24 protein-coding genes are annotated in these 19,962 nt (G+C 69.4%); 11 read left to right on the forward strand and 13 right to left on the reverse strand.

The window, feature by feature from the left end; genetic code table 11:
* Window positions 1-65: 65 nt before the first annotated feature.
* Genes fliP through fliF form a run of 4 tightly spaced genes read right to left on the reverse strand, consistent with a single transcriptional unit; the run spans window position 66 to window position 3,322 of the window.
* The gene (fliP, locus tag GVY41_RS14340; protein ID WP_373283310.1) at window positions 66-812 is read right to left on the reverse strand and encodes a flagellar type III secretion system pore protein FliP; all 747 of its coding nucleotides are present in this window, start codon (window positions 810-812) and stop codon (window positions 66-68) included.
* 2 nt (window positions 813-814) lie between these two features.
* Entirely contained in the window at window positions 815-1,093 is a 279-nt protein-coding gene (locus GVY41_RS14345; RefSeq protein WP_161347712.1) for a FliM/FliN family flagellar motor switch protein, read from the reverse strand.
* On the reverse strand, window positions 1,086-1,700 hold the full coding sequence (locus GVY41_RS14350; RefSeq protein ID WP_161347711.1) for a FliH/SctL family protein: 615 nt from the start codon (window positions 1,698-1,700) through the stop codon (window positions 1,086-1,088). The genes GVY41_RS14345 and GVY41_RS14350 overlap by 8 nt, the downstream gene beginning before the upstream one ends.
* Complete coding sequence (gene fliF / locus GVY41_RS14355; RefSeq protein WP_161347710.1) at window positions 1,700-3,322, reverse strand: flagellar basal-body MS-ring/collar protein FliF; 1,623 nt, start codon at window positions 3,320-3,322, stop codon at window positions 1,700-1,702. Before fliF ends, GVY41_RS14350 begins: the two co-directional genes overlap by 1 nt.
* Window positions 3,323-3,444: 122 nt before the next feature.
* On the opposite strand from fliF, the gene GVY41_RS14360 reads away from it, so the two are divergent.
* From GVY41_RS14360 to GVY41_RS14405, 10 genes are all read left to right on the forward strand, one after another.
* Entirely contained in the window at window positions 3,445-3,924 is a 480-nt protein-coding gene (locus GVY41_RS14360; protein WP_161347709.1) for a flagellar basal body-associated FliL family protein, read from the forward strand.
* An 11-nt stretch (window positions 3,925-3,935) separates the two neighbouring features.
* On the forward strand, window positions 3,936-4,304 hold the full coding sequence (locus GVY41_RS14365) for a DUF6468 domain-containing protein (protein WP_161347708.1): 369 nt from the start codon (window positions 3,936-3,938) through the stop codon (window positions 4,302-4,304).
* A complete protein-coding gene (locus GVY41_RS14370; RefSeq protein WP_161347707.1) occupies window positions 4,301-4,885 on the forward strand; it encodes a MotE family protein in 585 nt (194 codons plus the stop codon). The genes GVY41_RS14365 and GVY41_RS14370 overlap by 4 nt, the downstream gene beginning before the upstream one ends.
* A gap of 95 nt (window positions 4,886-4,980) precedes the next feature.
* Window positions 4,981-5,850 carry a flagellar motor stator protein MotA gene (gene motA, locus GVY41_RS14375; RefSeq protein WP_161347706.1) on the forward strand — a complete coding sequence of 290 codons (870 nt, stop codon included), beginning with the start codon at window positions 4,981-4,983 and terminating at the stop codon, window positions 5,848-5,850.
* A complete protein-coding gene (locus tag GVY41_RS14380) occupies window positions 5,847-8,288 on the forward strand; it encodes a hypothetical protein (RefSeq protein ID WP_161347705.1) in 2,442 nt (813 codons plus the stop codon). Before motA ends, GVY41_RS14380 begins: the two co-directional genes overlap by 4 nt.
* 144 nt (window positions 8,289-8,432) lie before the next feature.
* Complete coding sequence (locus GVY41_RS14385) at window positions 8,433-9,155, forward strand: transglycosylase SLT domain-containing protein (protein WP_308421089.1); 723 nt, start codon at window positions 8,433-8,435, stop codon at window positions 9,153-9,155.
* Window positions 9,155-11,242, forward strand: coding sequence for a flagellar biosynthesis protein FlhA (flhA, locus tag GVY41_RS14390; protein WP_161347704.1), 2,088 nt, complete (start codon window positions 9,155-9,157; stop codon window positions 11,240-11,242). Before GVY41_RS14385 ends, flhA begins: the two co-directional genes overlap by 1 nt.
* Complete coding sequence (locus GVY41_RS14395; RefSeq protein ID WP_161347703.1) at window positions 11,239-12,018, forward strand: flagellar biosynthetic protein FliR; 780 nt, start codon at window positions 11,239-11,241, stop codon at window positions 12,016-12,018. Before flhA ends, GVY41_RS14395 begins: the two co-directional genes overlap by 4 nt.
* Window positions 12,015-13,118, forward strand: coding sequence for an EscU/YscU/HrcU family type III secretion system export apparatus switch protein (locus GVY41_RS14400; RefSeq protein ID WP_161347702.1), 1,104 nt, complete (start codon window positions 12,015-12,017; stop codon window positions 13,116-13,118). Before GVY41_RS14395 ends, GVY41_RS14400 begins: the two co-directional genes overlap by 4 nt.
* Window positions 13,115-13,501 (forward strand): hypothetical protein, encoded by a 387-nt coding sequence (locus tag GVY41_RS14405; RefSeq protein ID WP_161347701.1) that lies wholly within the window; start codon window positions 13,115-13,117, stop codon window positions 13,499-13,501. The genes GVY41_RS14400 and GVY41_RS14405 overlap by 4 nt, the downstream gene beginning before the upstream one ends.
* Before the next feature lie 199 nt (window positions 13,502-13,700).
* Here the strand turns inward: GVY41_RS14405 and GVY41_RS14410 are convergent, their stop codons facing one another.
* Genes GVY41_RS14410 through GVY41_RS14450 form a run of 9 tightly spaced genes read right to left on the reverse strand, consistent with a single transcriptional unit; the run spans window position 13,701 to window position 18,257 of the window.
* Window positions 13,701-14,195, reverse strand: a complete 495-nt coding sequence (locus GVY41_RS14410) for a flagellar basal body-associated FliL family protein (protein ID WP_161347700.1) — start codon at window positions 14,193-14,195, stop codon at window positions 13,701-13,703.
* A 3-nt stretch (window positions 14,196-14,198) separates the two neighbouring features.
* Window positions 14,199-14,924 carry a flagellar basal body L-ring protein FlgH gene (gene flgH / locus GVY41_RS14415; protein WP_161656911.1) on the reverse strand — a complete coding sequence of 242 codons (726 nt, stop codon included), beginning with the start codon at window positions 14,922-14,924 and terminating at the stop codon, window positions 14,199-14,201.
* Window positions 14,925-14,939: 15 nt separating this feature from the next.
* Entirely contained in the window at window positions 14,940-15,371 is a 432-nt protein-coding gene (gene flgA / locus GVY41_RS14420; RefSeq protein WP_161347698.1) for a flagellar basal body P-ring formation chaperone FlgA, read from the reverse strand.
* Window positions 15,371-16,156, reverse strand: a complete 786-nt coding sequence (flgG, locus tag GVY41_RS14425; protein ID WP_161347697.1) for a flagellar basal-body rod protein FlgG — start codon at window positions 16,154-16,156, stop codon at window positions 15,371-15,373. The genes flgA and flgG overlap by 1 nt, the downstream gene beginning before the upstream one ends.
* Window positions 16,157-16,165: 9 nt before the next feature.
* A complete protein-coding gene (locus GVY41_RS14430; protein WP_161347696.1) occupies window positions 16,166-16,882 on the reverse strand; it encodes a flagellar hook-basal body complex protein in 717 nt (238 codons plus the stop codon).
* Window positions 16,883-16,885: 3 nt separating this feature from the next.
* Window positions 16,886-17,152 (reverse strand): flagellar biosynthetic protein FliQ, encoded by a 267-nt coding sequence (locus GVY41_RS14435; RefSeq protein ID WP_161347780.1) that lies wholly within the window; start codon window positions 17,150-17,152, stop codon window positions 16,886-16,888.
* 2 nt (window positions 17,153-17,154) lie between these two features.
* Window positions 17,155-17,451, reverse strand: coding sequence for a flagellar hook-basal body complex protein FliE (gene fliE / locus GVY41_RS14440; RefSeq protein WP_161347695.1), 297 nt, complete (start codon window positions 17,449-17,451; stop codon window positions 17,155-17,157).
* A gap of 18 nt (window positions 17,452-17,469) precedes the next feature.
* Window positions 17,470-17,862, reverse strand: coding sequence for a flagellar basal body rod protein FlgC (flgC, locus tag GVY41_RS14445; RefSeq protein ID WP_161347694.1), 393 nt, complete (start codon window positions 17,860-17,862; stop codon window positions 17,470-17,472).
* 11 nt (window positions 17,863-17,873) lie between these two features.
* The gene (locus GVY41_RS14450) at window positions 17,874-18,257 is read right to left on the reverse strand and encodes a FlgB family protein (protein WP_161347693.1); all 384 of its coding nucleotides are present in this window, start codon (window positions 18,255-18,257) and stop codon (window positions 17,874-17,876) included.
* An 81-nt stretch (window positions 18,258-18,338) separates the two neighbouring features.
* Between GVY41_RS14450 and GVY41_RS14455 the strand changes: the two genes are divergently transcribed.
* Window positions 18,339-19,712, forward strand: coding sequence for a FliI/YscN family ATPase (locus tag GVY41_RS14455; protein ID WP_161347692.1), 1,374 nt, complete (start codon window positions 18,339-18,341; stop codon window positions 19,710-19,712).
* Window positions 19,713-19,962: the final 250 nt, after the last annotated feature.

A 19,962-nucleotide genomic window follows, 5' to 3' on the forward strand; every position in this document is an offset into this window, starting at 1 on the left:
GGCGATGCGGCGGCAAGCAAGCTTTTGTGCATATTGCGTGAGGTGTTCAGAGGCAGGTGCGGCCATCAGAAATAGCTGCGGACCAGCGCGCCCGAGATCAGCGCCCAGCCATCCGCGACCACGAAAAACGCCAGCTTGAAGGGCATCGAGACAATGGCGGGGGGGACCATCATCATCCCCATCGACATCAGCACCGCCGAGACCACGAGATCGATGATCAGGAAGGGCAGGTAGATCAGGAATCCGATCTCGAAGGCGCGCTGGATCTCGGACAGCAGGAAGGACGGGACCAGCAGTGAAAGCGGCGCGGCCGCCGGTTCTGTGCCGGTGCCGGCGGGGGGGCGCAGGGCGGCAAGGGCGGCGAAGGTCTCGCCGTCGATGCGGTTGCCCATGAAGCCGCGGAAGGGCGCGATGGCGCGGGTGAAGGCCTGATCCAGCGGCAGGGAGCCGTCTATCGCCGGCTGGACACCGGCCGCCCAGGCCTCGGTGAAGACCGGCTCCATGATGAACCATGTCAGGAACATCGCCAGGCTGACGATCAGCATGTTGGGCGGGGATTGCTGCAGGCCGATGGCCTGGCGCAGGATCGACAGCACCGTCACCAGGAACGGGAAACAGGTGATCATGATCGCCAGCCCGGGCGCGAGGCTGAGCACGGTGATCAGCGCCAGAAGCTGGATCGACCGGCCGGTGAGGGTGCCCTCCTCGCCAAGCGACAGGGTCAGCTCCTGCGCGCCGGCCGCGGTGACGCCGAGCAGAAGCGCCGCGACCGAGCCTGCCAGAAGCACCGCATAGGCAAAGCGCTGGCCCACGGTCAAAGCCCGTTCTGCAGGTCGGCGACCTCGGTCAGGCGCACGGCCAGCTGGCCGGCCTGATCGCCGTCAAGCTCGGTCAGCTCGCCGCGGGCGATCAGCTTGTCGCCGACATAGAGCTCCACCGGATCCTCCACCCGGCGGTCGAGCGGCAGCACCGCATCGCGCTTCAGCCGCAGCAGGTCGCGCAGCAGCGGCCGCGCCTTGCCGACAGAGATGGTGATCTCGATCGGGATCTGGGTGAAGGGGCTGGCGCCGGGGCCGGGGGTGGGGTCATCCATCGGCTGTCTCCTCTGCAGGGGGTTGGAAGAAGGCGGCGATCGCGGCCTCGATGGCCGTCACGACGCCATCAAGATCGACCTGCCGCTCGGTCCGGCCAAGGCGCAGATAGACCTGCCCCTCGCCAAGGGATGGCTCCTCGGTGATCCGGAAGGGCGGCGCCGCGCCGCGGGTCAGCATCGCCTCGACCGTCCCCCGGCTGGCGGGGTGCAGCACCACCTCGACCGGGGCTTCGGACAGGGCCTCGGCCATCGGGCGCAGGGCGTCGAGCACCACGGCGCCGAGGCTTTGCCGCGCGATGGCGGGCAGCACCTTGCCGGTCATGTCGGTCAGCAGCGGCTCCAGCGCGCCCAACAGATGCGCCCGCGCTTCGTGATAGGTGAAGGACAGCGCCTGGAGGTTTCGCCCCAGATCGCCGCGCAGCTTGGTGATCTCGGCATCCTGGGCGGCGACGGCATCGTCCCAGCCGGCGGCATAGCCCTGATCGAAGGCCGCGAGCCCGGCTTCGGTCTGCGCCTCCACCTCGGCGGCAAGCTGGTCCGGGGCGGGCACGGGGGCGGCTGGCTTGCTGGCGAAATCGAACTCCTCGAGCTGCAGGCGGCGGGACATCAGACCTTCTCCTCATCGGGCTCTTCCATCCAGCTGCGCAGGATCTCGGCGGTCTCCTCCTGCCGCTCGGCGATGAGGCGACGCAGGCGGGCGACGGGATCATCGGCCTTGTCGGCGCTGGCCGTTGCCATCGGGAAGGCCGTGCCAAGCGCCGGCAGCCCGCCCGCATCGCCAAAGCCGGACATCATGGCCAGGTCGGGGGAGAACTCGCCTTCGTCGATCTCGCCGGTCAGCGCAGGCGGGCTGGCGGGTGCGGGCAGCGCGGCGGGTTGCCGGGCGCGCGTGCTGGTCAGGATCGGGCGCAGCACGAAGAGGCCAAGCACCAGTGCCACCATCGCCAGCACCAGAAGCTGCGCCAGCTGCATCACGTCGAGCGGCGGCAGGGTGAACAGGCCTCCGGTGGCCTCGGTCCCTGCCTCGGCGGGCGCCTCGAAGGGCAGCGAGCGCAAGGTGAGGGTGTCCCCCCGCTCCTCGTCGAGGCCGACGGCCGAGGACACAAGTTCGCGCAGAAGCGCGATTTCCTCCTCGGGGCGGGGCTGCCAGGTCGTGGCGCCCGCGGCATCCGTGACCTGAACCCCGTCCACCAGCACCGCCACGCTCAGCCGCCGGATCGCGCCGGGGCTGCGCAGCACTTCGCGGGTGGTTTCCGACACCTCGAAATTCGTGCGCTCGCGGGTCTCGCTCTCCGAGCTTTGCGAATCGCCGCCCGAAGCCGCGTCTCCGTCCGGCAGGTTGGAGGCGACGGTGACCGCGCCGGCCTTGCTGTCCTTGGCGGTATTGCTACGCTCTTCGGTCTCGGTCGAGATCGCCACCCGGCCCTGCGGGTCAAAGCGCCGTTCGGTGATCGCCTCGCTCTCGGTGACGGTTTCCACCGAAACCTCGACCACGGCGCGGCCATAGCCGACGCGGGCCTCCAGCAATCTCTCGACATTTCGCTTGATCGCGGCGGCGCGGTCCTCGCCGTTCTGGGCGGGCGTGCCGTCATCCCCGGCGATGACGGTGCCGCTGTCGGCGTCGATCACCGAGACATCCTCGGGCGTCATCCCGGTCACGGCCGAGGCGACGAGGAATTTCAGCGCCTTGGCATGGGCCGGGGCCAGCGCCCCGGTTCCGGTGGTGACGGCTATAGAGGCACTGGGCCGGCGGTCCTGGCGGAAGGGCTGGCCGGTCGGCACTGCCAGATGCACGCGCGCGGTGCGGATCTGCGGGGAGGCGACGATGGTGCGGGCCAGCTCGCCTTCCTTCGCGCGCCAATAGGCGGCGTCGAACATCTGCGCCGTGGTGCCGAACCCCGACAGAGAATCAAGGAGTTCGTAGCCCGCTCCGCCCGTGGCGGGCAGCCCTTCACCCGCCAGCGCCATGCGCAGCGAATCACGCTCCGTCGCCGGGACATAGATCGCGTCGCCCCGCACCTCATAGGGCACCGAGCGGGCATCGAGCGCCACGATCACCTCGGCGGCGCCGCGCCCCTCAAGCCCCGCATAGAGCAGCGCCATCGAGGGTCGCCCCCCTGCCAGCCCCGACAGCATCAGCACGGCGGCGAACGTCGCAATCGTCGCCCCCGCAACCACCACGCGCCGAGAGGTTTCAAGGGACTGCCACAGGGCAACCAGCTGCTGCAAGACTCACCTCCATGGCCGGACTTCTGCCCAATCGTCGCGGCTGATCTTGCGTTGGTGCGACTTAACAATCGGTTAGTGACCTTCAGGCTAGATGGGCGGCATCGGATGAACCGGGGACCGCCATGTCAGAGCCGCTGGCCGAAGACCAACCACCTGCCCGCAAGTCGAAGCTGCCGCTGCTGATCGGGCTGGTGCTCGCGCTGCTGCTGGGGGGCGGCGGGTTCTATGCCGTCTATGCCGGCCTGCTGTTCGGCGCCCCCGCGACGGCGGATGCGGAGGAGCCGGAGCTGGAGCCCCTGCCCGACATCGCCTTCGTGCCGATTGCCCCGATGGTGATCTCGCTGGGGCAGGGCGGCAGCGCCCGGCATCTGCGCTTCACCGCGCAGGTCGAGGTCACCACGACGCATGAGGATGAGGTCACCCTGCTGATGCCGCGGATCCTCGACGTGTTGAACGGCTATCTGCGGGCGGTCGATGTACGCGATCTCGAAGACCCGACGGCGTTGATCCGGCTGCGGGCGCAGATGCTGCGCCGGGTGCAGATCGTCGCGGGCGAGGGGCGGGTGCGCGACTTCCTCGTCACCGAATTCGTGCTGAACTGAAGGGGGAGGGGATGGAGCTGATCGCGGATATCCTGCTGGGCGCTGGCGCATTGGGGGCTGCGGCATATTGCCTCGTGCTCTCGCGCCGGCTTGCGGCCTTCACCCGGCTGGAAAGCGGCATGGGCGGCGCCATTGCGGTGTTGTCGGCGCAGGTCGATGACATGACCCGCGCGCTGGACCGGGCGCGGGGGGCCGCGACGTCCTCTGCCGAAGCTCTGGAGGGCCGGACGCGCCGCGCGGAACAGGTGGCGGAACGGCTGGAGCTTCTGCTCGCCTCGATGCACGACCTGCCAGAGCCGGGGATGGACGAGCGCGGCGCACGCCGGCTGCGGGTGGTGCGGCGGCGCGTGCGGCATGACAGCCTCGAGGCGGCGGAATGACCCGCAAGGCCGCCCCGCGCCGGCCCCGGCACCGGCAAGGACGCGGCGCGCTGGTGGTGATTGTCGCGCTCTTCGCCGGATCGGGGCTGATACGGCTGGGCGAGGGCGCCATTGCCATTGCGCGCACCGCCGATGCCGAGGTGATCATCGACCCCGAGACCTGCGCGCCGCCCGACGATGTCGCGGCCCTGCTGGAGGCGCTGGGTGAGCGCGCTGCGCGCCTCGCTGCCCGCGAAGCGGAACTGGACGACCGCGCGCAGGCGATTTCTGTCGCCTCTGCGCAGATCGACCAGAAGATCGCCGATCTGGTTGCCGCCGAGGACCGACTCGCCGCGACCCTGACCCTGGCGGATGAGGCGGCGGAGGATGATGTTGCGCGGCTGACCGCGATGTATGAGGCGATGAAGCCCAAGGACGCGGCGCCGCTGTTCGAGGAGATGGCGCCCGACTTTGCCGCCGGCTTCCTTGGCCGGATGCGCCCGGACGCCGCCGGTGCGCTGCTGGCCGCGCTGGAGCCGAAGACCGCCTACACGATCAGCGTGCTTCTGGCCGGCCGCAATGCCGCAGCCCCGGGGCAGTAGCCGCATGAGGCTTCGTTAACCCCTCTGTGCCACGGTCGGCCCAACTCGCGGGCCCAACCTTCGGGCCCGACTCTCCGCCAGGAAAGACAAGCCGCATGATCGGAATCGCCGGCATCGCCATCATCTTCATCATGGTCTTCGGCGGCTATATCGCGGCCGGCGGCAAGATGGGCATCATCCTCCACTCGCTGCCCTATGAAATGGCGATGATCCTTGGCGCGGCCATTGGCGCCTTCGCGCTGTCCAACGACATGGCGGGCGTCAAGCAGACAGCCCGCGATGTCGGCAAGGTGTTCAAGGGCCCGAAATGGAAGCCGCAGGATTACCGCGACCTGTTGTGCCTGCTGTTCGAGCTGATCCGGCTCGCCCGGCAAAACCCGGTGGCGATTGAAGAACATATCGAGGCGCCGGCCAATTCGCCGATCTTCAGCAAATATCCCAAGATTCTCACCGACCACGAGGCCATCGACCTGATCTGCGACACGATGCGCTCTGCCTCGATGAACTACGACGACCCGCATCAGGTGGAGGAGGTCCTCGACAAGCGGATGGAGGCGAACCTGCACCATGCGCTGCATTCCAGCCACGCCTTGCAGACGGTGGCAGACGGCTTGCCGGCGCTTGGCATCGTCGCCGCCGTGCTGGGGGTGATCAAGACCATGGCCTCCATCGACCAGCCGCCCGAGGTGCTGGGCAAGATGATCGGCGGCGCGCTTGTCGGCACGTTTCTGGGGGTGTTCCTCGCCTATGGCTTCGTCGGCCCCTTCGCGGGGAAGGTGAAGACGGTCGTCGAGGAGGACGCGCATTTCTACAACCTGATCCGCGAGGTGCTGGTGGCGAACCTGCACCAGCACGCCACCAATATCTGCATCGAGGTTGGGCGGCAGAACACGCCCCATCACATCCGTCCAAGCTTTTCCGAACTGGAAGAGGCGCTGAAGGCGGTAAAGCAGGAGGCGGCATGAGGGGTGCCGCGCTGGCCTGGCTGATCGCGCTGCTAGGGCTGTCTGGGGGGCCAGCGGCGGCCGAGACGTTCCGCCTGCGCTCGGGCGAGCACGCCAATTTCTCGCGTCTGGTGCTGGACGATCTGCCCGAAGGTGGCTCCTGGACGCTTGGCCGCGCGGGTTCGGAGTACGAGCTGCGGCTTGCGCTTGAGGGGGCAGGGTTCGACACCGGGCAGGTGTATCGGCTGATCCCGAAAACCCGGCTGTTGTCCCTCGAGGATGCGGGGCAGTCCACCCTGCGCCTGCGCGTGGCAGAGAATCACCATGCCATCGCCTTCGAGACCGAGACGCGCTCGCTGGTGATCGACATCCGCGCCGGGCCGCCGCCCGCAGGGTCGCGCTTCGAGGACCCCGTCGAACCGCAATCGGCGCCCGTGCTGGCCTCTGCCCCTGCAGGGACCAGCTATCGCCCGGCCGCCCGGCCGCCGCCGCGGCTCGAGCTGTTCTGGGGCGGTGGCCTTGCGACGGACGGGTCCGACGCGTCCCCGCCTCCGGCCGTGTCGCCCCTTGCTCCCAGCCTGCCGGATCCGCGGGTGGTGCAGGCCGAGGCGGATCTGATGATGCAGCTTGGGCGCGCGGCGGCGCAGGGGCTGGTCGAGATCGACGTGCCGGACCCAAGGGCGCTGGTCGTGCCCTCGGCCGATGCAGCGCCAGTCGAGGAGGACGGCGCTGCGCAGAGCGCGGCCGAAGGCCCGGAGCCGTCCGGGCAGGCAGCGCCCGCTGCCGCGAAGATGGCCGAGGCGGCCCCTGCCGCGCCGTCCGATCCGGCCGGCCATCTTGCCGTCCACTCCGAAACCAGCATCGACCGAGCGATGGCGGACCAGTCCGAGAAGCCCGGCGTAACCTCTGAAGGCGAGACCTGCCTGCCCGCCACGGCCGTCGATATCGCCGCCTGGGGCGATGACCGCGCCTTTTCCGAACAGCTCGCCGATGCGCAGACAAGCCTGCTGGGCGAGTTCGACCAGCCCGATCCGGCGGCGGTGGAGCGGACGGTCAAGCTTTACCTCTACCACGGTTTCGGGGCCGAGGCGCGGGCGACTGCGGCGGCCTTCGGGCTGAAGGGCGACAGCGCGGCGCTGCTGCTGACGCTTGCAGAGATACTTGATGACGGACACGCGGACCGACCCGGTCCGCTTGCAGGCATGGCGGATTGCGACACGGCCGCCGCGCTCTGGGCGGTGATGGCCGAGCCTCGGATCACGCCCGGCGCCACGGTTGATCATGGCGCGGTGCTGCGCGCTTTTTCAGCGCTGCCGCTGCATCTGCGCCGGGCGCTGGGGCCCGGTCTGGTGGAACGCTTCATCGAGGCCGGCGCGCCCGATACCGCCCGCGCGATCCGTGACGCCATCTTGCGGGCGGCGGGCGATCACGGGCCCGGGCTGCAGATGATCGACGCCCGGCTCGATCTTGCCCGGGGTGACAGCGCCGGGGCCGAGGCCGCGCTTGGGGCGGTGATCGAGGATGATGGCCCGCTTGGCCCAGAGGCGCTGATCCTGCTGATCGACACCCATCTGGCCGAGGGCAGGCCGGTACCGCCGCCGCTGACCGCGGCCGCCGCCGCGCTGGCCTTCGAGCATCGGGACTCGCCGCTTGGCAAGCCGCTGGCGCGGGCGCAGGTGCTCGGGCTGGCGTCGACCGGCGCCTTCGCCGCGGCAAGCGAGGAACTGGCGCGGACCGGGCCGCGATGGGCCGCGGAGGAGCGGCGGGTCGTGGCGCGCGAACTTGCCCGGATGCTCACCGACTGGCCCGACGACGCGGTTTTCCTCGCTCGGTACTTCGCGGACCGGGACCTCTTCGACCGCGCCGATCCGCCCGTCGATCTGCGGCTGGATGTGGCAGGGCGCTTGCTGGACGCTGGCTTTGCCGCCGAGGCAAGCCTGGCCCTCGGCCCAGCCCGCATGGTTGCGGAGGGACGGATGATCGCCGCCCGCGCTGCGCTGATTGAGCGTGACACCGGTCAGGCGCTCGCGCTGCTGGCAGGCATGGTAGGCGCCGGACCCGCGGCCTTGCGCGCCGAGGCCCTTGGTCTCGCGGGCGATCACGCCGCTGCCGCCGAGGCCTATCGCCGAGCCGGCTTGCCGGAGCGGGCAGTGGCCGAGCAGTGGCGCGCCGGCGACTTGGAGGCGGTCCGCGGCAGCGGTACCGAGCCGCAGCGCGCGGTGCTGGCGCTGGATCCGCCGCAGGACACGACCGGGACCGAGGCGTCCCCGGCCCCCGACGATCCGGTGAGCCTTGCCGGCGCTCAGGCCTTGCTCGAGGCAAGCCGCGCCGCGCGGGACGCCTGGTCCGCGCTGCTGGCAGCCCCCGGGCCGGTCACGACTGTGCCGGGCGCCTTGCCCGGGCCTGGAGACGCGGCGCCGGGAATTCAGCTGCCGGAGCTTTCAAGCTCCGGCAGCTGATCTTGAGGTCGGCGGTTACCGTTTCTCAACTCCTGGCGCCTAGCGTGAGGGCAGCAGCAAGAATTGCAGCGGGGCCCTGTGCAAATACATCTCCTCCATCGGGCGATCCGGTTTGTCGCGGCCCTGTGCGCCCTCGGGTGCCCGGTGCCTGCTTTGGCCAGCCCGGCTGATCTTTCTCTCGTCTGCGAGCAGGCCGCCGAGCAGGCCGCGCAGCAGATGGGTGTGCCGGTCTCGGTGCTGAAGGCGATCTCGCTGACCGAGACCGGGCGCAAGCGCGGCGGCGAGATGCGGCCCTGGCCCTGGACGGTCAACATGGAAGGGGCCGGCCATTGGTTCGAGACCGAGGACGAGGCGCGCAGCTTCGTCTATGGCCATTTCAAGCGGGGCGCCCGCAGCTTCGATGTCGGCTGTTTCCAGATCAACTACAAATGGCATGGCGAGAATTTCTCCTCGATCGACCAGATGTTCGACCCGTTGGCGAATGCGCGCTATGCGGCGACGTTCCTGCGAACCCTCCACGCCGAGAAGGGCGACTGGACCGCAGCGGCCGGGGCCTATCATTCCCGTACGCCAGAGTTTGCGGACAAATATGCCGCCCGCTTCGACAGGTTCCGCGCAGGCCTGCGGCATCAGGATCTGGGCGGCGTGCCCGAGATTCCCGATATCGTGCTGGCCGCGGCAGAGCCGTTCCGGCCGGTGGTGCCGAGGGTGAACCGCTTCCCGTTGCTGCAGGCCGGCAGCGGGGCGGGGCTTGGCTCGCTCGTTCCCATCGGCAATGGCGCGGGTGCAAGTCTGTTTGCCGCCACGCAGCCGCCGCTGACGGACGCGGCGCCCGAACCTGACGCCCCCCCCGACGAGGGCGGGTGATGCCGCAACTCACGCTCAAGACCGTCTTCCAGCCGACCGTCCTGCTGGCGCTGGCGATGATGGCCGTCATCGTGATGATGATCCTGCCGATGCCGGCCTGGGTGCTGGATACCGGCCTTGCCATCTCCTTCGCGCTGGCAATCCTGATCTTCACCGTGACGCTGTTCATCGAACGCCCGCTGGATTTCTCGGCCTTCCCGACGATCCTGCTCGCCTCGCTGATGCTGCGGTTGTCGCTGAACATCTCGTCAACCAAGCTGATCGTCGGGCAGGGCCACACCGGCACCGCCGCCGCGGGCCATGTGATTGAAGGTTTTGCCAATTTCATCATGGGCGGGTCGGTGCTGATCGGTCTGGTGGTGTTTTGCGTGATCCTGATCGTCAACTTCATCGTCATCACCAAGGGCGCGGGGCGAATGGCCGAGGTCAGCGCCCGCTTCGCCCTCGATGCGATGCCCGGCAAGCAGCTGGCCATCGACGCCGACATGAACGCCGGCGCCATCGACCATGCCGAGGCGCGGGCGCGTCGCGAAAGGGAACAGGCCGAGACCACCTTCTTCGGCTCGCTCGATGGGGCCTCGAAATTCGTCAAGGGCGATGCGGTGGCGGGGCTGCTGATCACGCTCTTGAACCTGGTGATGGGGCTGGTGATCGGGGTCAGCCTGCACGGGATGCCGATCGGGCAGGCGCTGGAAACCTATGCGATCCTGACGGTGGGCGACGGGCTGGTCAGCCAGATCCCGGCGGTCATCATTTCCATCGCCGCCGCGATCTTGCTGTCGCGGGGCGGCTCCAAGGGCGCGGCGGATATCGATTTCTTCCGCCAGCTTGGACGCTATCCGGCCGCGCTGACCACGGTGGCGGTGCTGATGGCGCTGTTCGGGCTGGTGCCGGGGCTGCCCTTCGTGCCGTTCATGGCGGGCGGGCTGATCCTGGGGGCCACCGCCTATTGGGTGCAAAGGGGCACCGTCCGCCGCGCGGCAGAGGCCCTGCGCGCAGAGGCCCCGGCCACGCCGACACTGGCGCAGCGCTCGCTTGGCGATCTGCTCGACCTCGACGACATCCATGTAGAATTCGCGCCGAACCTTGTGGGCATGGTGCTGGATCCGGCGACCGGGCTCGATGCGCGGATCGGCAATATGCGCAACCATGTGGCTGCGCTTTACGGGTTGATCCTGCCCGAGATCCGGCTGACCGACGATGGCGGGCTCGATCCCGGCTGCTACCGGATCCGCATTCAGGGCGCCGAGCAGGCCCGCGACCGGCTGCTGCCCGGCCAAGTCTTGGCGCTGCTGGCCGACAACCGCGATCTTCTGCCGCCGGGCGAAGAGGTGCGCGAGCCGGTCTATGGCGCGCCGGCGCGCTGGCTGCCGCCGGCGCTGCAAGAGGACGCGGTACTGGCTGGCTCGACCGTCGTCGGGCCGACGGAGGTGCTGGCGACGCACCTCCTCGAGGTCATCAAGCGCAACTTCCCGCGGCTGATGACGCTGAAGGCCCTGCGCCGGCTGCTCGATGAGATGACCCGCCTGTCGGACCCGGCGCGGGCGGACTCGAACCGTCGGCTGATCGAGGAGCTGGTGCCCGAGAAGGTGCCGGTGGACCTGCTGCTGGCGGTGCTGCGGCTGCTGCTGGAGGAGCGGGTGTCGATCCGCAACCTGCCGCTGATCCTGGAATCCATCGCCGAGGCGCGGGGCAGCAGCGGGCCCGAGGCGGTGTGCGAACATGTCCGCCGCCGCCTCGGCTTCCAGCTGGTGGCCGAATTGCGCCGCGCCGATGGCACCCTGCCGTTGCTGCAACTTGCCCCGGAATGGGAGGAGACCTTCACCACCTATCAGATCGAGGGCGAGCGCGGGCAAAGTGACGTCGCGCTGCCCCCCGACAAGTTCAACCGGTTGGCGATGAACGTGGCCGAGAAGATCGCCCGCGCCGGCGAGAGCGGGACCTATCCCGCGCTGGTCACCTCGGCGCGGCGGCGGCGGTTCCTGAAGACGGTGCTGGGGGCCAAGGGAGTCGCGGCGCCGGTGCTGAGCTTCGACGAGATCGGGCTCGACGCACGGCCGGCGCTCGTGGGCATGGTGCCGGCATGACCGGGTTGCTGCAGCCGGTCCTCGATCTGGCGGCGGACGGCCTGTTCGCGGCCTTCATCGTGTTCCTGCGCGTCGGGGCGGCGATGGCGGCACTGCCGGCCTTTGGCGAGCAGACGCTGCCGCAAAGGGTGCGGCTGGCGATGGCGCTGGCCTTCACCGCCGTGGTTTTCCCGGCCGTTGCGGGCGAGGTGCAGCCGGTGGTCGCAGCCGGCCGCCTGATCGCGCCCTATCTGCTGACGGAAACTTTGGCCGGGCTGGCCTTCGGCCTCGTGCTGCGGCTGTTCGTGCTGGTGCTGCAGATGGCGGGGGCGATTGCGGCACAGGCGACATCGCTCTCGCAGCTTTTCGCGGGCTCGGGGGTGGAGCCGCAGGCGGCGATGGGCCATTTGCTGACGGTGGGCGGGCTCGCGTTGGCGGTGATGGCGGGGCTGCATGTGCGGCTGGCCGAGGCGCTGATCCTGTCCTATCAGGCGCTGCCGGCGGGGGCCTTTCCGGCCGCGGCGGACATCCTCGGCTGGGGCCTTGGCAACGTGGCGCGGGCCTTCGCGCTGGCCTTCTCGCTGGCGGCGCCCTTCGTGATCGCCTCGCTGATCTACAACGTCGCGCTTGGGGTCATCAACCGGGCGATGCCGCAGCTGATGGTCGCCTTCGTCGGCGCCCCGGCGCTGACCGCGGGCGGGCTGGTTCTGCTGGCGCTGGGGCTGCCCTCGGCGCTTGCGCTGTGGCAGGAGCAATTCCAGGCCTTCCTCGCCGCCCCCTTCGACGTGCCGCGATGAGCGAGGCGCCGGACGATGGCGAAAAGGACCACGAACCAACGCAGAAGCGGCTGGACGATGCCCGCCGCCGCGGCGACATCCTGCGTGCGCCGGAACTGAACGTGGCCGCCGGTTATGGCGGCATCCTTCTCGCGGCAGTGACGCTTGGCAGCATGACGGTGACGGCGCTTGGCGACACCGGAATGGTGCTGCTGGGGCAGGCAGACCGGCTGGCGCCGCTGCTGCTTGCGGGGGAGGCAGGCCCGGTTGGCGGGTTGATCGCCAGCGCTGGCCTTGCCGCGCTGCCCTGGCTCGCGGCGCCGATGCTGGCGGTTCTGGTGCTGCTGCTGGCGCTGCGCGGCATCGTCTTCGCCCCGGACAAGCTGATGCCCGATCTCAAGCGCATTTCGCCCATCGGCAATGCCGCACAGAAGTTCGGACGCGCCGGCTTGTTCGAATTCGGCAAGAGCTTTGTCAAACTCGCGCTGGTTTCTGTGCTGCTCGGCCTGTTTTTGGCAAGCCGGATGCCGGCGATCCTAGGATCGCAGAACCTGCCGGCTGCGATGTCGGGGGCGCTGCTGGCAGATCTGCTGGTGGATTTCCTGGTGCTGGTGCTGGGGATCGCGCTGGTGATGGGGCTCGCCGATATCCTCTGGCAACAGGCCGAACGGCTGCGGCGGCTGCGGATGACCCGGCAGGAGGTGATCGAGGAGTACAAGTCCAGTGAGGGTGATCCGCATATGAAGGGCCGGCGCCGCCAGCGTGGCCGCGAGATTGCGATGAACCGGATGCTCGCCGATGTCGCCCGCGCGGATGTGGTGATCGTCAACCCCACGCATTTCGCCGTGGCGCTGAAATGGGAGCGCGGAAGCGGCCGGGCGCCGGTCTGCGTGGGCAAGGGCGTGGACGAGATCGCAGCGCGGATCCGGGCGGCTGCGGCCGAGGCCGGCGTGCCACTGCATTCCGATCCGCCGACCGCCCGCGCGCTTTTTGCGACGGTCGAGATCGGGCGCGAGATCCGCCCCGACCAGTACAAGGCCGTCGCCGCGGCGATCCGCTTCGCCGAGGCGATGCGTCGCCGCGCCCGGGACCGCTGGGGCGGCGACAGGAGCGGCGGATGAGCCGCGCCCGGGATATTTCGGCCCTTGCCCGGCTGGCGGCGCTGGAGCGAGACCGCCGGCTGCAGGTGCTGCGCGATGCCGGCGCCGCCCGCGCGGACACGCTGGCGGCGCTTGCCGAACTCAATGCCGCGCAGGCCGAGGCGCAGGAGGCCGCGCGACGTGATGGCTCGCCGGTGCTGCAAGGTTGCACCGAACACTTCCAGGACTGGATCCGTGCCCGCAAGGCCGCGCTCAACCCCAAGCTTGCCCGCGAAACCGCGATCTGGCTCGAGGCGCGCGCCGCCGCTGCAACCGCTCAGGGTCGGCGCGATGTGCTGGACCGGCTGGCCGCCGACCAACGTGCAGAGCGCCTGAGGCAACGGACCGCCCGACGACAGGAGTGAGCGTGTCAGCGCAAGACAGCTGTGGCCTGCGCGACAGCCCGATGGGAAGCTGCCCCTCCGGCGGCCGAGGCTTCGCAGGAAGGGCAGATGGCTGTCGGCGTGGGAGCGGCCTTCGTGCCAGCGCCCATGGCATGCGCCGATCGCATGCGGCAGTCCGCCTGCGCCAGGGGCACGGGGCCGCCCCCGGACATGCAGCCCCTCAGCTGTCCTGCCGCACGATATCGACGATCAGCACATCGCTGACCATCGGCCCGAGCACTTTCTGCGCGACCTCCAACAGAGCATGGCGCAGCACGGTCATGTTGTTCGCTTCGGTAAATGCGCCGCGGAAGCCGCCGGCATTGGCGTGGTCGAACAGCACCTGCAAGAAGCCGTCGCGCAGTTTGGGCTCGCGCTGATAGACCTGCTCGCCGGTGGCCAGCTTCACCTCGAGACTGATCGACAGGATCACCAGTGCGGAGACACGGCCACCCTCGACCACCGGCACCACGAACTGGTTGTTCATCTTCACATAGTCATGGGTCACCTCCTCTTCGCCGGCCGGGGCGTCGTGCTCCGCCGTTGCTGGCGGCGCGCAGACCTCTTCGGCGCCGGAGGTTTCGCCCTCGGGTTCGGGTTTCAGGGCGATCCCGGCACCCAGCCCGGCACCGAGGCCGACAAGCGCCAGCAAGATAGGCAACAACTTGCGCAGCATCGGCTACATCGGCAGCAGGATATCGGCGACCTGCTGTCCATAGCGGGGTTGCTGCACATCTGTGATCTGGCCGCGTCCGCCATAGGAAATCCGCGCCCCGGCGATCTTGTCATAGGTCACCTCGTTCTGGCGCGAAATATCCTCGGCCCGCACGAAGCCGGCGACCAGCAGCTCGCGGATCTCGTTGTTCACCCGCACCTCCTGGCTGCCCTGCACCCGCAGCACGCCGTTCGGCATCCGCTCGGTGATAGTCGCCGCAACCCGCAACGTCAGCTTTTCCTGGCGGCTGACCGAACCGTCGCCCTGATAGCTGGAACTGCTGCCGCCCGAGACGGCATCGGCGAGGGTCGCGCCTTCGGGCAGTTCGGGGTCGAGCCGCTGCGGAATGCCGAAGAGGCTGGGAATACCCATCTCTTCCGAGGCGCTGCGGCTGCGGTCCGTGGAATTGGTGATCTGCGCCTGATCGTCGATCTCGATCACCACGGTCAGGATATCGCCGCGCTGCATGGCGCGCCGGTCGCCCAGGAGCGACTCGCGGTTGCCGGACCAGAGCGACGCGCCATCGGCCGGCATCGGGCGGTCGGTCCTTTCGGGGAAGCTGCTCCCCGACATCGCATAATACTCGCCGCTGCCCTCCAGCGGGGTGAAATCCGGCGCGCGGCCGACATTTTCCAGCCGGGCGCAGGCGGGCAGCGCGGCAAGCAGCAGCAGGGCAGGGGTCAGGCGCATCTTGGTCCTCATCTGTCAGGAGCCCACATGCACGGTGCCATCGGCGGCGACGCGGCCGGTGATGGTGGTGCGCGAGGCGATGTTCATGGCGCGCAGGCTGTCGCCGGCACCGCCGCGGCCGAGGGCGCGGCCTTCGGCAAGGATGGTCAGCGCGCCGCGGCGATAGACCAGCGTCACGGTCTGGTTGCGCTCGACCAGCGCGGGCGGGCCTATATCGCCGGCCAGGATCGGCCGGCCCGCGTAGATCGCTACACGCGCCTCCTGGCCCAGCACAACGGCGGGGTCGGCGAAGGCCTCGGGCATCGTGCCTTCGGCCCGCGCGAGGTCCGCGGGGCCTATCAGCGCCTGCGCGCGGATCGTGCGGGCGGCAACCAGCATCTCGGCCCGCGCTCCGGTGGCCAGCATCAGCAGCGCCACGATCAGCAGCCAGATTTCGCGCCCGAACATCAGCGCACCTGCGCGGTTGCGCCGAGCATCTGGTCGGCGGCGGTGATGACCTTGGCGTTCAGCTCATAGCCGCGCTGCGCCTCGATCAGCTCGGTGATCTCGCGCACGGCATCGACGGAACTGTCCTCGAGATAGCCCTGTCGCAGGGTGCCGAGCCCGTCTTCGCCCGGGGCTGACACCAGCGCGGGGCCGGAGGCAGCGGTTTCGAGGAACAGGTTGGAGCCGATCGCCTCCAGCCCCTTCTCATTCGTGAACCCGGCGAGGGTGATCTGGCCCAAAAGCTCCGGCTCGATCCGGTCGGTGAAATAGGCATAGACCTCGCCCGAGGCATTGATCGAGAGGCTGCGGGCATCGGCGGGAATGGTGATGCCCGGCACCACCTCATACCCGTCGGAGGTGACGATCAGCCCGTCGGCCGAGCGTTTCAGCCCGCCATCGCGGGTATAGCCCGAGGCGCCGGAGGGCAGCGTCACCTCGAGATAGCCGGCGCCCTCGATGGCGACATCCAGATCGCCATTGGTCTGCGACAGCGAACCCTGCGCGATGTTGACCGACACCGCCGCCGCCCGCACCCCAAGGCCAAGCTGTACGCCGGTGGGCAGCACTGTGCCGTCGGTGGCGTTGATCGTGCCGGGGCGGGCCGCCTGCTGGTAATGCAGGTCTACAAATTCGGCGCGGCGGGCGTTGTAGCCGGTGGTGGACATGTTGGCGAGGTTGTTCGAGATCACCTCGACCCGCATCTGCTGGGCGCTCATGCCCGTGGCGGCGATCTGAAGGGCGCGCATGAGGGGCTCCTAGCGGCTGAGGGCCGAGATGACGCCGCGGATGCGTTCGTCCTCTCGGTCAAGGAAGGTCTGGCCAAGCTCATAGGCGCGCTGCACCTCGATCATCCGGGCGATTTCGGTCACCGCGTTGACGTTGGAATTTTCGACATAGCCCTGCAGGATCACGGCGCCCTCCAGCGGCTCCACCCCCGCCTCGGCGTCGAACCTTGTGCCGCCGCGGTGCCGAAGGCCGTTCGGGTCGGCCGGCACGAACAGGCCGATCTGCGCGACCGGCGCGCCGTCCGTGGACAGCGTGCCATCGGCGGCCAGCGCGACCGAGCCGGCGCCGGGCGGCACGAAGACCGGCGCCGCCCCGGCATCGAGCAGGCGGTGGCCGTCGGGGGTGACCAGCTCGCCCTCGGCCGAGGGGGTGAAGCTGCCAGCGCGGGTCAGCTGGTTGCCCTCAGGCGTCTCGATCAGGAAGAACCCCTCGCCCTCGATGGCGAAATCGAAGCTGCCGCCGGTCCTGGTCAGCGGGCCCTGCGTCAGGTCCACGATCCGGGCGCTGGCATGGGCCATCGACAGCGAGGGCTCATCGCCCCCAAGCGCCGCCACATGCTCGGCGAAGATCACCCCCTCCTTGCGGAAGCCGGTGGTGGAGAGGTTGGCGATATTGTTCGCCACCGCCTGCATCTCGGCCAGCAGGCCAGACTGGCGGTTCAGTGTGGTGTAGCCGGCATTGTCCATCGCTCAGCCCCCCGCGATCAAAGGGATGATGCGCGTGGCGAAAAACGACACCAGCGCCTCGGACATGAAGGACATCGACACCCAGAACACCGCCAGCATCAGCCCGACCTTGGGTACGAAGGTCAGCGTCATCTCCTGGATCGAGGTCAGCGCCTGGAAGAGGCCGACCGCGATCCCCGCGACCAGCGCCACCCCCAGCAGCGGGGCCGAGATCAGCACCGCGATCCACAGCCCCTGGCGCAGCGTGTCGAAGAAGACGGCGTCATCCATCGTCATACCGGCATCCTCAGGATTTCCTGATAGGCCTCGACCACCTTGTCGCGCAGCGTCACCGCGGTCTCCACCGCAAGCTCCGTCGCGGCCAGCGCCTGAACCAGCGCGTGGGGATCGGCGCCGCCCATCATCGCGGATTTCGCGGTGTCCTCGCCAGCCTTCAGCGTTGCGGCAAAGTCCTTGGCATAGCCCGCAAACCCACCCTCTGCCGCAGATCCCGCCGGCCCCGGCTGTGGAGCCGTGGCCGGACGGGACTGCGCATAGGCCTGCGCGGCGAAAGAGGTTCTCACGTCCATTCTGGATCCCTCCTTGCCCTATCGGCGCAGGAGATCGAGCAGGCTTGCCGACATTTGCCGGGCCTGATCGAACATCCTGAGATTCGCCTCGTAGCTGCGCTGCGCTTCGCGCGCGTCAGCAATTTCGACCACCAGATCGACATTCGAGCCGTCGTGGTAGCCGTTCTCATCGGCCAGCGGGTGGCCGGGGTCGTAGATCTGCGCCAGCTCCGACCGGTCAAGATCGACCGGCCCCAGCGTCACCAGCCCGGTGCGGCGCCCGCCCTCGACCTGCTCCTCGAAAGGGGCGGTCTTGCGGTGGTAGCCGGGGGTGTCGGTATTGGCGATATTCTCGGAGACATGGCGCAGGCGCATCGCCTGAGCCTGCATTCCGCTGGCTGACAGCGCGAGGGCGTTGGTGAAATCGCTCATCCTGTGCCCCCTCAGCCGCGGCCGAGCGAAGTGCGCAGCACCCCGAGCGAGGTCTTGTAAAGCGTCAAGGCCAGGTCATGCTGCCGCTTCACCTCGACCGACTTCACCATCTCGGTTTCCAGCGAGACAGAGTTGCCATTGGGGGAGCGGGTGCCGGGACCCTCGCGCGGGATCAGCCCTGCGGCAGGGCTGCCCTCTGTGCCCAGATGCCCGAGCCTGGTCTGGCGCAGGGCCATACCCTCGGCCGCATAGGTTTCGGCAAAGGGCGCAAGATCGCGGGCGGCATAGCCCGGCGTATCGGCATTGGCGACGTTCTGCGCCACCGCATTCTGGCGCTGTGCCGCATGCGACGCCATCGCCTGCGCCATGCGCATGATCTCGGGCTGTTGGAACATCGGGGCTTCTCCTCCGAGCTTTCAATCAAGCCTTAACTCCGATTCGTTTAGAAAACCTTTCATGAACAAAGCGAGGACGGGATGGCATTTGCAGAACTTGAACGGCTTTGCGCAGAGATCGCCGCGGTGGCGCAGGTGCGCCCGGTGGGGCGGGTGGCGGCGGCCTTGCGCGGTACCGTGCTGGTGCGCGGCCTCGGCCCCCATGCCGCACAGGGCGACGGGGTGCGCATCCTCTGCGCCAGCGGCCGGATGCTGGCTGGCGAGGTGCTGGCCCTCGCGCCAGAGGCAGTGACGGTACTGACCGATGGCGCGCCGGATGGCGTCGCGCTCGAGGACCCGGTGGAGCTGACCGGGCAGGGACGCATTGCGCCCTGCGCAGCGTGGATCGGCCGCATCGTCAATCCTTCCGGCCTGCCGCTGGACGGGCGGTCGCTGCGTCGCGGCCCGGTGGAGCGCCCGCTGCACGCCGCCCCGCCGCCGGCCGCGCAGCGCGGCCGGCTGGGGCCGCGGCTGCCGACGGGGGTTGCGGTCTTCGACACGCTGCTGCCGCTGGTGCGTGGCCAGCGGATCGGGCTTTTTGCCGGCTCCGGCGTGGGAAAATCCTCGCTCCTGGGCAAGTTCGCGCGCGGGGTCGCGGCCGATGTGGTGGTGATCGCGCTGGTCGGCGAGCGCGGGCGCGAATTGCGCGAATTCGTCGAAACCGTGCTCGGCCCAGAGGGGATGGCGCGGTCGGTGATCGTCGCCGCCACCTCGGACCAGTCGCCGCTTGTCCGCCGCCGCTGCGCCTGGGCCGCGATGGCGGTGGCCGAGCATTTCCGCGACGAGGGCCGCCATGTGCTGCTGCTCGCCGACAGCGTCACCCGCTTCGCCGAGGCGCACCGTGAGGTCGCGCTGGCCGCCGGCGAGCCCGCGACCCTTCGCGGTTTCCCCCCCTCGACCTCGCATCAGATCATGTCGCTGGCCGAGCGGGCGGGGCCGGGGCGCGAGGGCTCTGGCGACATCACCGCCGTCTTCTCGGTGCTGGTTGCCGGGTCCGACATGGAGGAGCCGGTGGCCGATATCCTGCGCGGCGTGCTCGACGGCCATGTCGTGCTGGACCGCGCCATTGCCGAGCGGGGACGTTTCCCGGCCATCGATCTGCTGCGCTCGGTCTCGCGCTCGCTGCCCGCGGCGGCGAGCGATGAGGAGAACCGGCTGATCGCCGAGGCGCGGCGGCTGCTCGGCGCCTATGACCGCGCCGAGATGATGATCCAGGCGGGGCTTTACGCCACCGGCAGCGATGCGCTGATCGACGCGGCCATCCGGGTCTGGCCGGCGCTGGACGGGTTTCTGGCGGCGGATGGCGAGGGCGGCGTCGACGCCAGCTTTGCGCGGCTGCAGGAGTGCCTCGCGGGCGCGGCCGTGCCGGAGGCGCGCCATCCGGGCCGCGCCGGGCCGGTTGCGTCGCGCTTGTAGCGGCTGTGGATCGGCGGGGATGCCCGGGCGCGAAGCCGCGTGGTCCGGCACCAGAGGCGTGTCGGCCTGCACGGTGGCCGGGGTGACGGCGCCTTGTGCGTCACTGCCGCGAAGACCGCCATGTCTCGCCCGCCCGAAGTGAAGCGCCAGAGTTCCCGTGGTTGCGCCTGAAGGGGCACATGGCCACCGGAGCATGGTGCAAGTCAGGCTTGCTCCAGCCCTTGAAAGCAGATGCTTCCCTGCGGGCCGA

Origin of the sequence: Frigidibacter albus (assembly GCF_009908165.1) — a bacterium.
Taxonomy (GTDB): Bacteria; Pseudomonadota; Alphaproteobacteria; order Rhodobacterales; family Rhodobacteraceae; genus Frigidibacter; species Frigidibacter albus.

Coding starts and splice junctions, on each gene's coding strand:
- GVY41_RS14345 (WP_161347712.1), bottom strand. CDS start 1,093: ATGGATGACCCCACCCCCGGCCCCGGCGCCAGCCCCTTCACCCAGATC.
- GVY41_RS14350 (WP_161347711.1), bottom strand. CDS start 1,700: ATGTCCCGCCGCCTGCAGCTCGAGGAGTTCGATTTCGCCAGCAAGCCA.
- GVY41_RS14360 (WP_161347709.1), top strand. CDS start 3,445: ATGTCAGAGCCGCTGGCCGAAGACCAACCACCTGCCCGCAAGTCGAAG.
- GVY41_RS14365 (WP_161347708.1), top strand. CDS start 3,936: ATGGAGCTGATCGCGGATATCCTGCTGGGCGCTGGCGCATTGGGGGCT.
- GVY41_RS14370 (WP_161347707.1), top strand. CDS start 4,301: ATGACCCGCAAGGCCGCCCCGCGCCGGCCCCGGCACCGGCAAGGACGC.
- motA (WP_161347706.1), top strand. CDS start 4,981: ATGATCGGAATCGCCGGCATCGCCATCATCTTCATCATGGTCTTCGGC.
- GVY41_RS14380 (WP_161347705.1), top strand. CDS start 5,847: ATGAGGGGTGCCGCGCTGGCCTGGCTGATCGCGCTGCTAGGGCTGTCT.
- flhA (WP_161347704.1), top strand. CDS start 9,155: ATGCCGCAACTCACGCTCAAGACCGTCTTCCAGCCGACCGTCCTGCTG.
- GVY41_RS14395 (WP_161347703.1), top strand. CDS start 11,239: ATGACCGGGTTGCTGCAGCCGGTCCTCGATCTGGCGGCGGACGGCCTG.
- GVY41_RS14400 (WP_161347702.1), top strand. CDS start 12,015: ATGAGCGAGGCGCCGGACGATGGCGAAAAGGACCACGAACCAACGCAG.
- GVY41_RS14405 (WP_161347701.1), top strand. CDS start 13,115: ATGAGCCGCGCCCGGGATATTTCGGCCCTTGCCCGGCTGGCGGCGCTG.
- GVY41_RS14410 (WP_161347700.1), bottom strand. CDS start 14,195: ATGCTGCGCAAGTTGTTGCCTATCTTGCTGGCGCTTGTCGGCCTCGGT.
- flgH (WP_161656911.1), bottom strand. CDS start 14,924: ATGCGCCTGACCCCTGCCCTGCTGCTGCTTGCCGCGCTGCCCGCCTGC.
- flgA (WP_161347698.1), bottom strand. CDS start 15,371: ATGTTCGGGCGCGAAATCTGGCTGCTGATCGTGGCGCTGCTGATGCTG.
- flgG (WP_161347697.1), bottom strand. CDS start 16,156: ATGCGCGCCCTTCAGATCGCCGCCACGGGCATGAGCGCCCAGCAGATG.
- GVY41_RS14430 (WP_161347696.1), bottom strand. CDS start 16,882: ATGGACAATGCCGGCTACACCACACTGAACCGCCAGTCTGGCCTGCTG.
- GVY41_RS14435 (WP_161347780.1), bottom strand. CDS start 17,152: ATGGATGACGCCGTCTTCTTCGACACGCTGCGCCAGGGGCTGTGGATC.
- fliE (WP_161347695.1), bottom strand. CDS start 17,451: ATGGACGTGAGAACCTCTTTCGCCGCGCAGGCCTATGCGCAGTCCCGT.
- flgC (WP_161347694.1), bottom strand. CDS start 17,862: ATGAGCGATTTCACCAACGCCCTCGCGCTGTCAGCCAGCGGAATGCAG.
- GVY41_RS14450 (WP_161347693.1), bottom strand. CDS start 18,257: ATGTTCCAACAGCCCGAGATCATGCGCATGGCGCAGGCGATGGCGTCG.
- GVY41_RS14455 (WP_161347692.1), top strand. CDS start 18,339: ATGGCATTTGCAGAACTTGAACGGCTTTGCGCAGAGATCGCCGCGGTG.